9 protein-coding genes and 1 pseudogene are annotated in these 12,369 nt (G+C 41.6%); all 10 read left to right on the top strand.

Annotation, left to right across the window (positions count from 1 at the left end; translation table 11 throughout):
• The first annotated feature begins 141 nt into the window (after positions 1-141).
• The 10 genes and pseudogenes from araD to MUN89_RS14820 all read left to right on the top strand — a co-directional run bounded on the left by araD (position 142) and on the right by MUN89_RS14820 (position 12,358).
• Complete coding sequence (gene araD, locus MUN89_RS14865; protein ID WP_244708568.1) at positions 142-837, top strand: L-ribulose-5-phosphate 4-epimerase; 696 nt, start codon at positions 142-144, stop codon at positions 835-837.
• A gap of 17 nt (positions 838-854) precedes the next feature.
• On the top strand, positions 855-2,579 hold the full coding sequence (locus MUN89_RS14860) for a ribulokinase (protein WP_244708567.1): 1,725 nt from the start codon (positions 855-857) through the stop codon (positions 2,577-2,579).
• Complete coding sequence (araA, locus tag MUN89_RS14855; RefSeq protein WP_244708566.1) at positions 2,557-4,026, top strand: L-arabinose isomerase; 1,470 nt, start codon at positions 2,557-2,559, stop codon at positions 4,024-4,026. Before MUN89_RS14860 ends, araA begins: the two co-directional genes overlap by 23 nt.
• Before the next feature lie 129 nt (positions 4,027-4,155).
• Positions 4,156-5,486, top strand: a pseudogene (locus tag MUN89_RS14850) (ABC transporter substrate-binding protein).
• A gap of 73 nt (positions 5,487-5,559) precedes the next feature.
• The gene (gene arfA / locus MUN89_RS14845; protein ID WP_244708565.1) at positions 5,560-7,071 is read left to right on the top strand and encodes an arabinosylfuranosidase ArfA; all 1,512 of its coding nucleotides are present in this window, start codon (positions 5,560-5,562) and stop codon (positions 7,069-7,071) included.
• A gap of 44 nt (positions 7,072-7,115) precedes the next feature.
• Positions 7,116-8,066, top strand: coding sequence for a carbohydrate ABC transporter permease (locus tag MUN89_RS14840; RefSeq protein WP_244708564.1), 951 nt, complete (start codon positions 7,116-7,118; stop codon positions 8,064-8,066).
• Between the two features lies 1 nt (position 8,067).
• A complete protein-coding gene (locus MUN89_RS14835) occupies positions 8,068-8,910 on the top strand; it encodes a carbohydrate ABC transporter permease (RefSeq protein WP_244708563.1) in 843 nt (280 codons plus the stop codon).
• A gap of 75 nt (positions 8,911-8,985) precedes the next feature.
• Positions 8,986-9,609 (top strand): YesL family protein, encoded by a 624-nt coding sequence (locus tag MUN89_RS14830; protein WP_244708562.1) that lies wholly within the window; start codon positions 8,986-8,988, stop codon positions 9,607-9,609.
• A gap of 11 nt (positions 9,610-9,620) precedes the next feature.
• On the top strand, positions 9,621-11,108 hold the full coding sequence (locus MUN89_RS14825) for an alpha-N-arabinofuranosidase (RefSeq protein ID WP_449768878.1): 1,488 nt from the start codon (positions 9,621-9,623) through the stop codon (positions 11,106-11,108).
• Positions 11,109-11,131: 23 nt separating this feature from the next.
• Complete coding sequence (locus MUN89_RS14820; protein WP_244708560.1) at positions 11,132-12,358, top strand: sn-glycerol-1-phosphate dehydrogenase; 1,227 nt, start codon at positions 11,132-11,134, stop codon at positions 12,356-12,358.
• The last annotated feature ends 11 nt before the right edge of the window (positions 12,359-12,369 follow it).

The raw sequence follows: 12,369 nt of genomic DNA, 5'->3' as shown, positions 1-12,369 counted from the left end.
GTAAGCTGAAGCAGTAAAAAGCCGAAGTGTTAAAATTTTTGAAAAATTTTAAAATATTATTGCATGTACGGACAATTTAATTTAATATAAACGTATAATTAAAAATATATACGTACAAGTTGATGAGAGGTGTTTTAACTAATGCTCGAAACGTTAAAAAAGCAGGTACTTGAAGCTAATCAAGCACTAACCGCTTATAAACTAGTCACTTTTACCTGGGGTAATGTAAGCGGTTACAGTAAAGATGAGGATCTAGTGGTAATTAAACCAAGCGGAATTTCTTATGACAAAATGACTGTCGATGATTTAGTGGTCGTCGATTTGGAAGGTGAAGTGGTTGAAGGAAAGCTCAATCCTTCCTCTGATACGCCTACCCACCTCGAGATCTACCGGAGCTTTCCGGGGGCTGGAGGCGTCGTTCATACCCATTCACCATGGGCAACCAGCTGGGCTCAGGCAGGTTTAGATATTCCTTGCTTAGGCACAACCCAAGGGGATTATTTTTACGGCTCTATTCCTTGTACAAGGAAAATGACCCGTGAAGAAATAAGAGGAGCATATGAATTAGATACAGGACGGGTCATTGTAGAAACCTTTAATGAAAGAAAATTAAACCCAAATGAAATTCCTGGTGTGCTTGTCCATTCTCATGCCCCGTTTTCCTGGGGAAAAGATGCAGCTGATGCCATTCATAATGCGGTGGTTCTTGAAGAAGTTGCAAAAATGGCTTTATATACGTACCAGTTGAATCCGACAGTTTCAAGCATGGACCAGGAACTGCTTGATAAACATTACTTAAGAAAACATGGAGAGAATGCTTACTATGGTCAAAAATAGCAAGGAGGTTCAGCTTAATGAGTGGTAAATATACAATCGGAGTTGATTATGGAACCGAATCCGGCCGCGCAGTATTAGTGTCGGTTATAGATGGAGCAGAAATAGCAGATGATGTGACTCCTTACCGGCATGGGGTAATTGATGAAGCACTACCCGGGTCTCCTATACTGCTGGAGCATGAGTGGGCATTACAGCACCCTTTCGATTATCTAGAAGTACTTGAGAAGTCCATTCCTGCCTTATTAAATAAGACGAAGGTTAATCCTGAAGAAATTATCGGAATTGGTATTGATTTTACGGCATGTACAATGCTTCCTATTGATGAAGATCTTGTGCCGCTATCATTTAATGAAGATTGGAAAGATCATCCTCATAGCTGGGTGAAGCTTTGGAAGCACCATGCTGCTCAGGATGAGGCCAATCAATTGAATGCCATCGCAGAAAAGCGAGAAGAAGCTTTTTTACCAAGGTATGGGGGGAAAATATCTTCTGAGTGGATGATCGCAAAAATATGGCAGATATTGAATGAAGCACCTGAAGTTTTCCACGCTGCTGATCGATTTGTGGAAGCGACGGACTGGGTCGTTTCTCAAATGACCGGCCGATTGCTTCGTAACAGCTGTACTGCTGGATACAAATCTATTTGGCATAAACAAGAAGGCTATCCTGATAAAGATTTCTTTAAGTCATTAGATCCAGGACTTGAAGATGTAATTGAAACAAAACTGCGAGGAGAGGTCGTGTCCTTGGGGACAAAAGCAGGCGGATTAACGCCTCATATGGCGGAGAAATTTGGATTAAAGCCTGGAACAGCAGTCGCGGTAGGAAATGTTGACGCACATGCTGCCGTCCCTGCGATGGGGGTAGTCTCTCCAGGAAAGATGGTAATGGCTATGGGAACATCGATCTGTCATATGGTGTTAGGCACGGAAGAAAAACCAGTGGAAGGGATGTGCGGAGTTGTAGAGGATGGCATTATCCCGGGGCTTTATGGATATGAAGCCGGACAATCTGCTGTTGGCGACATCTTTGCCTGGTATATTGAAAATAGCGTTCCTAAGTCTATACACGATGAAGCGAAAGATTTGAATCTCTCTATTCATCAATACCTAGAACAAAAAGCTGCCGCTTATCTTCCTGGAGAAACCGGCCTTCTAGCTTTGGATTGGTGGAACGGAAACAGATCGGTTTTAGTAGATACAGAATTAAGCGGATTACTTATAGGTGCCACGCTGCAAACAAAGCCTGAAGAAATATATCGGACGCTTCTTGAAGCAACAGCTTTTGGTACAAGAAAAATTATTGATGCTTTTCATCTTAATGACGTACCTGTTGAAGAATTGTATGTGTGTGGAGGTCTGCCGCAAAAAAATAAACTCTTGCTGCAAATCTACGCAGATGTATCGAATAGAAAAATTAACATAGCAGCTTCAAAACAAACACCTGCACTCGGCGCAGCTATGTTTGGAGCTGTTGCAGCAGGGGCTGCTTCCGGCGGCTATGATTCGATTATGGAGGCTTCTGAATATATGGCAAAGGTGGAGGAAGAAGCAATAGAACCCATTCCAGAGAATGTGCAGGTCTATGAAAAACTTTATCAGGAGTACTGTAAGCTTCACGATTATTTCGGGCGAGAAAATGATGTAATGAAACGGTTGAAGCTTATGCGCAGCCAAAAGGATACAAATGGGAAAACGAAGCACAGGGGGAAAAGTTATCATGCAAAACATACAGCCTTATGAATTTTGGTTTTTGACAGGGAGTCAGCACTTATACGGAGAAGAAGCATTGGACAAAGTTCAGGAACACTCCTTGGAAATAGTAGAAGGAATGCAGCAAGCTCTTCCATTCCCGGTCAAATTCAAAGCGGTATTAACTACGGATAAAGATATCGAACGAGTAGTTCAGGAAGCAAATGCTGCTGAAAATTGTGGAGGTATCATTACTTGGATGCATACATTTTCCCCAGCGAAAATGTGGATTTCAGGACTTAGTGTGCTTCAAAAACCGCTGCTTCATTTTCATACCCAGCACAATAGGGACATTCCTTGGGAATCCATCGATATGGATTTTATGAACTTAAATCAATCTGCACATGGCGATCGTGAATATGGGTTTATGGTGTCAAGAATGAAGATTTCAAGTAAAGTCGTCGTTGGCCATTGGCAAAACCCTGACGTTAAAGATAAGATATCCAGCTGGATGAAGACAGCGGCCGCTTATTGTGAAGGAAAGAGAATTCGTGTAGCAAGGTTTGGAGATAACATGAGAAGTGTAGCCGTTACAGAAGGAGACAAAGTAGAAGCTCAATTGAAGTTTGGCTGGACAGTGGATTACTTTGGCATAGGAGATCTAGTCGAAGAAATTAGTGACATTACGGAAAATGAAGTTGAAGCGCTCATGAAAGAATATCGAGCTACCTATCATTTTCCGGAAACCGCTGAAAATGCCATACAATCTATAAGAGAACAAGCCAGAATCGAGTTAGGATTAAAATCATTCTTATCTAAAGGCAGTTACAATGCTTTCACTACCAATTTTGAAGATCTTCACGGAATGAAGCAGCTGCCTGGACTTGCCGTTCAGCGATTGATGGCGCAAGGCTATGGTTTCGGAGGTGAAGGAGATTGGAAGACAGCGGCACTGCTGAGACTGATGAAAATCATGGCAGGAAATAAAGGCACTTCCTTTATGGAGGATTATACGTACCATCTTGAGAGCGGCAACGAGCTGGTTCTTGGTTCGCACATGCTCGAGATCTGCCCGACAATAACGAATGAAAAACCAGAAATTCAAGTCCATCCATTAAGCATGGGAAATAGGGAAGACCCTGCACGTTTGGTGTTTAATGGTCAAGGAGGCGAAGCAGTCAATGCCTCACTCGTAGAAATGGGAGGCAGATACCGTTTGATCATAAGTGAGGTAGAAGCATTAAAGCCGGAATATGAGACGCCGCATCTGCCTGTTGCTAAAGTGATGTGGAAACCAAAACCAAGTTTGTCTGAGGCTACTGAAGCATGGATATACGCGGGAGGTGCTCATCACACAGTCTTTTCTTATGAGCTGACAGCCGATCAGCTGTATGATTTTGCAGACATGGTCCAAATCGAATGTGTAGTGATTGATGAGCATACAAAAATAAGGGATTTCCGAAACCAATTGAAATGGAACGAAGCGGTTTGGAATTAACGCGAGTCATTCACAGGAGATTCACGACTTAAGACTTAAATGAAGGCGCTGTCATTAGAATTCTTCGTTACTACCAGATACATGTTCTTAGGGATTAGAGTAATTACATACTGATGGAGGGGAATTGCTGTGAAAAAATACGTATTACTATCTGTTTTTTTGCTGATGTCTATTCTTCTTATGGCCTGTGGAGGCGGCGATGAAGCTTCGGGACAAGCAGAAGATACTCAAGTAGTCGGAGGGGATATTGAAGGAGCCACTGAGTTAACTTACTGGACTTTTGCTGGACAGCATGTTGATTTATTTAAGGATTCTGCCGAACGATGGAACGAAGAACACCCCGATCGACCGATTAAACTAGTGGCCCAGACGTATCCTTATGATCAAATGCACAATAATTTACTCTTGGCTCTACAATCCGGTAAAGGTGCTCCAGACCTTGCAGACATCGAATTAAGTAAATACGCCAATTTTATGCAGGGAGAGCCACAGCTAGAACCAATGAATGAATATATTGAACCCGTCCTTGATGATTCTGTAAAGTCCCGGTTTGACATTTATGCTAAAGATGGCAAGTACTATGGTGTACCTACTCATGTTGGAGCAACAGTCATGTATTATAATACCGAAATTATGGATCAAGCCGGAGTGGACATCGATAAGATTAAAACGTGGGATGACTTCATCACCGCTGGTAAGAAAGTAGTGAAGAATACGGATTCAGTCATGTGGAATGTAGGAACAACAGATTATTTAATGGATTTCTGGCCAATGATTTCCCAGCAGGATTCCGATTTTTTTGATAAAGAAGGGAACGTCATCCTTGATAATGATACGAATATCAAGACTCTTGACTTTCTGCATCAGGTCGTTTACGAAGATAAGATTGCAGAATTAACTCCCGGTGGGATGAATCAGTCTGAGGAATTTTATGGCTACATGAATGATGGCGGTGCTGCCAGTATATTAGCCCCGATATGGTATATGGGAAGGTTTCTTGATAATATGCCTGATCTGAAAGGAAAAATAGCAATCAGGCCTATGCCGGCCTGGGAAGAGGGAGGAAAAAGATCTGCAGGAATGGGGGTACGGGTACAGTCGTAACCAACCAGTCTGAGGATCCGGATCTAGCTAAGGAATTTTTAGCCTATACGAAGCTTACTAAAGAAGGAAGCATCAATTTATGGCAGGTGCTTGGCTTCGATCCTCCACGTTGGGATGTTTGGAAGAGTGATGCTGTTAGAGAAGACAACAAGTACTATGATTACTTTGGTAAAGGAATTTTTGATGTGCTTTTGGATGTTCGCGAAGAAATTAATGTGTTGAATATAACAAAAAACACACCGGATGTCGCTACAGAGTACAACACAAATGTAGCAGAAAATGTATTGCGTCAGGAGAAGCAGACCCCTGAAGAAGCTTTGAAAGAAGCAGCAGATAAAATAAGAGACCAGCAATAAAGGAAGAAGCAGGGGCAATGGGGCACCCTTGTCTCTGTTTCATTAAAATTTGTATATAGGAGTGAACCATTTCATGACTGACCAATTACAAGCAAAAATGGTGTTGGATAAAAATTATGAAATAGCAAAAGTGGACGAAAGAATTTACGGTTCTTTTATTGAACATCTTGGCAGAGCTGTGTATGGAGGTATCTATGAACCAGGTCATCCACAAGCCGATGAACAGGGTTTTCGAAAAGATGTACTTGAACTTGTAAGAGAGCTTAGAGTCCCTATCGTCCGCTATCCAGGGGGGAATATGGTGTCCGCCTACAATTGGGAAGACGGAGTGGGTCCCGAAGACGAGCGGCCAAGAAGACTGGAACTCGCCTGGAGAACGATCGAAACAAATGAAGTGGGAACGAATGAATTTGCAGATTGGGCCAAGAAAGCCGGCGCTGATGTTATGATGGCTGTCAACTTAGGGACCAGAGGGATCGATGCAGCGAGAAATTTGATCGAATATACGAACCATCCTGGCGGTACATATTGGAGTGAATTAAGAAAATCCCACGGTTATGATCACCCTCACAACATTAAGACGTGGTGCTTAGGTAATGAAATGGATGGTCCGTGGCAGGTTGGTCATAAGACACCTTATGAATATGGAAGGATTGCTGAAGAAACCGGGAAAGCAATGAAACTAGTCGACCCATCTATTGAACTAGTAGCATGTGGAAGTTCAAATACGGACATGCCGACGTTCCCTGAGTATGAAGCGACAACTCTAGATCTTGCTTACGAACAAGTTGATTTTATTTCTCTCCATCAGTATTACGGAAACCGTACGAATGATCCAGCCAGCTATTTAGCGAAAAACATGGATATGGACCATTTTATTCGTACGGTAAGATCCACATGTGATTATATTAAAGCCAAGAAACGGAGTAAGAAAACGATTAATTTAAGCTTTGACGAATGGAATGTCTGGTACCATTCCAATGAAGCAGATAAGCGAATTGAACCATGGACAGTGGCTCCACCACAACTGGAAGACGTGTATAACTTTGAAGATGCCCTCCTGGTTGGAAGCATGTTGATCACTTTTCTGCAGCATGCCGATCGCGTGAAGATGGCCTGTATGGCTCAGCTTGTTAATGTCATCGCGCCAATCATGACAGAAAACAACGGCAAGGCGTGGAAGCAGACGATCTTTTATCCGTACATGCACGCTTCTTTATTTGGAAGAGGTGTTTCTTTGAAACCGGTACTGTCCTCTCCAAAGTATGATAGTAAAGAATTCACAGACGTCCCTTATCTTGACTGTGCTGCCGTGTATAGTGAAGAGAATAAAGAGGTGACCATTTTTATCGTAAATAAAAATTTGACAGATTCCATCCCTCTCACCGCTGACTTAAGAAGTTTTGAGGGATACCATTTAGCTGAGCATTTGGTTCTGGCCCACGATGATCTAAAAGCAGTCAACACCGCCGTAAAAGAAGAAGTCGTACCACACAGCAAGGGCCAATCCACTTTGGAAGAAGGCATATTGAAATCAAACCTGGAGAAAACCTCGTGGAATGTGATCCGCTTAAAAAAATCATAACGTAGGCTTCTGATTTAGTGAATTTTATACTTAGGAGGGTTTGCATGAGTTCAGTGTCTAATAGCAGCCGCACTAAGATTTACGATAAGGCTCATAAGGAGCCAGGACGATTGATGAAATTCCTGAATTCAAAAAAAGTGGTGCCTTACATTTTTATTACGCCTTTCATTCTTTCATTTGCAGTTCTTACGTTATATCCGGCTATACAGGGGATTGTAATGAGTTTTCAAAGCGTTCTGCCAGGGCAGGTTACTTTTATCGGACTGGAAAATTACACAAAAATACCCAATGCAACCTTTTATAAAGCCCTTTCTAATACAACCATTTATGTTGTATTAACGGTGTTTATCTTAACCGTTGTTCCAATGCTGGCTGCAGTATTTTTAAACTCAAAGGTGATTAAATTTAAGACCCTCTTCCGTGCATCTCTATTTATTCCGGCTTTAACTTCCACTATTGTCGGCGGAATGATATTTCGATTAATGTTCGGAGAGCAGGATTCAGCCATAGCTAATCAGATCTTAAATTTTATCGGCCTTGAATCCGTCAATTGGCGGTTTACCGGGTGGGCTGGGATGTTTTTAATGGTCATATTAGCATCCTGGCGCTGGATTGGAGTTAATCTTTTGTATTATTTAGCTGCTTTGCAAAATGTCCCTAATGAGTTGTACGAAGCATCGGATATTGACGGTGCTTCAAAATTTCAGAAGCTATGGTACATTACAATTCCTCAATTAAAGCCTATTATTATTTTTGTCAGCACAATTACTATAATTAATGGATTCAGGATGTTCGAAGAGAGTTTTGTGTTCTGGGAAGCAGGCTCTCCAGGAAATATTGGCTTAACTGTTGTCGGCTATATTTATCAGCAGGGAATCCAGCAGAATGATATGGGATTTGGCGCAGCTGTAGGAGTCGTATTAATGCTGATCATTTTTGTTGTCAGTTTTATTTATCTTTTACTCACTGGGGCATTTAAGAAAGGAGAAGCGTAACGTGAATCCAAAAAAGAAACTTAAGCTGGCAAAATGGGGAGCAAACCTGGTATTTGGAGTCATTTCTTTCGTTGCTTTGTTCCCTATCATCAGCCTAATTATTTCATCGTTTATGCCTTCTTCGGTATTGATGAGGAATGGTATTACTCTAAACATAAATTTCAATCAATTAAGTTTAGCTAACTATTCCTATATCTTCGGAAAATCTGCTGAATATTGGACGTGGTATGGAAACAGCCTGATGATTTCAGTTCTCACTATTGTATTGTCTTTGTTTTTCTCTTCTATGGTCGGATATGCGCTGGCTATGTATGATTTTAAAGGAAGAAATTTTTTCTTTTTACTAGTTTTATTTATTCTCATGGTTCCATTTGAAATTCTAATGCTGCCGCTCTATCAGCTAATGATTACAACTCAGCTTATTAATACCTATTTCGCAGTTGTACTGCCGTTGATTGTAGCACCGGTTGCTGTTTTTTTCTTTAGACAATATGCCTTAGGTCTTCCTAAAGAACTGATGGATGCAGCAAGGATTGATGGTTCTACGGAGTACGGAATCTTTTTCAAAATCATGCTTCCGCTGATGGGGCCATCGCTAGCAGCGATGGCGATATTGCAGGGCTTAGCTAGCTGGAATAACTTTTTATGGCCGCTTTTAGTGTTACGTTCCAATGATATGTTCACGCTGCCTATCGGACTTGCAACATTGCTTACTCCTTATGGCAATAACTACGACGTCCTTATTGCAGGGTCTGTAATGACAATTATCCCCATAGTTCTGCTGTTTATTTTTTTCCAGCGCTATTTTGTCTCCGGATTAACTGTTGGTGGAGTAAAAGGATAGTAAAGTCCGGTCACAAAACTGTTCTATTAGTATGTTCATCTTTGGAAGGAGTTATTAAACAGAGGTGTGGTGTAAGTGAATGAGAAAATAGTTAATTCATTAGACCTGTTGTTAACCTGGGTAGTACGGCTGGCTGCTGTAAACCTGCTTTGGATTGGTTTTACATTGGGTGGGCTAGTGGTAGTTGGAATATTTCCGAGTACAGTAGCAGCACTTGGTGTATCGCGTAAGTGGATTATGGGAGAAACAGAGATCCGGGTTTGGGAAACATTTAGGAAAATCTATCAAGAAGAATTCGCCAGTGCCAATAAATTAGGCTGGCTGCTCTTCCTGACCGGAGGATTATTGTTCTTGAATTATAAAATGCTCCAAAACGCTAATGGACAAATCGTACTCTTCATTCCAATTGCCTTTTACTTGCTTGTGTTTATCTACTTCCTTGCTGTTCTTTGGTCGTTTCCATTGTTAACTCATTTTAAAGGTGGAGTGCTCAATCATATAAAGAATGCATTGATTATAGGATTCAGCAAACTTCCTATTTCTTTAATGCAAATCGTTCTCTTGTTTGGACTTGCCTACGTTTCTCTCTTATATCCATCTGTTATACCCTTTTTTACTTTCAGTGTATGTTCTTTTCTTTGGATGTGGCAGTCGGTCCATGTATTTAAGAAGTTAGAAGTTAAGTTGCAAAAGACTTGAAAGCAAGGAGGATGAAAAATTTGAATTCATTTATCATTAATGCAGATATAACGCCTAATACAATTAATAAGAATATCTATGGTCACTTTTCAGAGCATTTAGGTCGATGTATATACGAAGGACTATGGGTAGGAGAAGATTCTGAAATTCCGAATACTCAAGGGGTAAGAAACGATGTCATCCAGGCACTTCAGCAAATAAATATTCCTGTACTTCGGTGGCCCGGTGGCTGTTTTGCAGATGAATACCATTGGAAGGATGGAGTTGGTCCAAGGAGTCAACGAAAAAGAATGGTGAACACTCATTGGGGAGGCGTAGTTGAAAATAATCACTTCGGCACCCATGAGTTTATGATGCTGTGTGAACAATTAGGAGCAGAACCTTACATATGTGGCAACGTTGGAAGCGGTACGGTACAGGAAATGTCGGAATGGGTGGAATACTTGACGTTTGACGGGGAATCACCGATGGCGGATTGGCGCCGGGAGAATGGCCGTGATGCTCCGTGGAGCTTAACGTACTTTGGTGTAGGTAATGAGAATTGGGGATGCGGAGGGAATATGCGTCCTCAATATTATGCTGATCTTTACAAGCAGTATCAAACCTATGTACGGAATTACGGAAAAAATCAAATTTATAAAATTGCAGGCGGACCTAATGTTGATGATTTTTATTGGACAGAAGTATTAATGAGAGAAGCTTCAGATTATATGGACGGTCTTAGTCTTCACTACTATACTTTCCCTGGAGACTTTTGGGAAGGCAAAGGTTCGGCAGTTGATTTTACGGAATCTGAGTGGAAGTTGACGCTGAGCAGAGCTTGGCATATGGATCAATTAATTCAAAAGCATGCCACGATTATGGATAAATATGACCCTGAAAAGAGAGTAGGATTGATTGTTGATGAATGGGGGACATGGTTTGATGTAGAACCAGGAACGAATCCGGGATTTTTATACCAGCAGAATACCATTAGGGATGCGCTGGTAGCGGGAACGACTTTAAATATATTTAATAACCATAGTGATCGTATCCATATGGCAAATATTGCTCAAACTGTGAATGTGCTGCAAGCTATGATCTTAACTGAAGGCAGTGACATGCTGTTGACACCGACTTATCACGTATTTGAAATGTATAAAGTTCACCAGGATGCGGATTTGCTTCAGGTAGGGAGTGAAGTAGAAACGATCACATGCGGGGAAAGCTCTTTTGATAAGGTTAGTATTTCAGCTTCAAAATCCAAAGGAGGGGTCATTCACATCAGTTTATGTAATCTGCACCATACACAAGGGGCAGCAGCAGACTTAGACGTAAGAGGCTTTACAGTTTCGCGTGTATCAGGAAGGATCTTAGCCGGGAGTAATATGAATGATCGGAATACCTTTGAAGACAAAGAAAGAGTAAAGCCTGAGCTGTTTACAGATTTTGAGAGAACGCAGGAAAAAATACATGTGCAGCTGCCGCCTATGGCAGTGGTTATGTTGTCAATCGGCTGAACTTGAATAAAGGAGGATGAAGCGTGGATATTCAAACCATTGAAAAGCTCGCTGAAGAATTAGGAATAAAAGACGCACTCCCTAAGATAGAAGTTGGGAGAGGAACTCTTGACTCTGTTCTTCCTAAGTTGAAAAAAGAAGGAATAAATCATGTAGGAATGGTTATGGATACTAAAACAAAGCTGGCAGCTGGAGACCTATTAAAATCCAAACTTACTGCAGGGCATCTAGACGTCTGTGCCATAGAACTGGTGGAGAATCAAAACGGACAGGTGTTAGCGGAGGAACAGACATTGGTTCAAGTGTTTAAAGAGACACCAGCAGACTGTGAACTTCTTCTTGCTGTCGGATCGGGGACAATCCATGACATCACTCGCTTTTGCGCTTACAAGATGAAGATTCCTTTTATCTCAATACCGACAGCTGCTTCAGTCGATGGTTTTACTTCAAAAGGAGCCCCGTTAATTATCAGGGGAGTGAAACAAACCGTTCAAACCTCGGCACCAACTGCCGTTTTTGCAGATTTAAACATTCTAATGGAAGCCCCTCCTGAGATGACTGCGGCAGGTTATGGAGATATTCTTGGAAAATATACGTCCCTTCTGGATTGGCAAATATCCCGTTGGATTGGGAAGGAACCATTTAACTCTACTGCGTATCAATTGACTTTAAGTTCATTGCAAAGCTGTGTCGAACATACCGAAGAAATTGCGGCTGGAAGCGAAGAAGGCATGAAGATTTTGGTCCACTCTTTAATCGAATCGGGTCTTGTCATGCTGCTATTGGACTTTTCAAGACCAGCTTCTGGAGGAGAGCATCATCTTTCTCATTATTGGGAGATGGAACTAATTAAAAAAAATCAACCCCAGGTGCTTCACGGAGCGAAGGTAGGGGTTGCTGCAATAATTATAGCGGAGCTTTACAAAGCTTGGGCAGAGAGCTATAGTCCAAAAGCATTCTTTAATGAGGATCATGATCTGGTCCGATATTGGGATGAGATTCAGGATGCCCTGCGTCAGCTCCCAGAGCCGGATGAGCTGAAAAGATTATTGTTGAAAATGGGCGGTCCCGTCACCCCGGGCGAATTGCGTCTCAGTGATGAATTAGTAGAAGAAAGTCTAAATGAAGCCTATCACCTCCGTGACCGCTGTACTGGTTTACGATTAATTAATCAATTGAAATCAAAACAAGTGACGTATCCATTTCAACCTTCACTTTCTTTAATCAGCATTCTTAAGCCAATGAATTAAAGCAGGAGGTT

Origin of the sequence: Halobacillus salinarum, assembly GCF_022919095.1 — a bacterium.
GTDB lineage: Bacteria > Bacillota > Bacilli > Bacillales > Halobacillaceae > Halobacillus_B > Halobacillus_B salinarum.
Note: the sequence above shows the minus strand (reverse complement) of the source record. Positions and strands in the feature narration are given on the sequence as shown.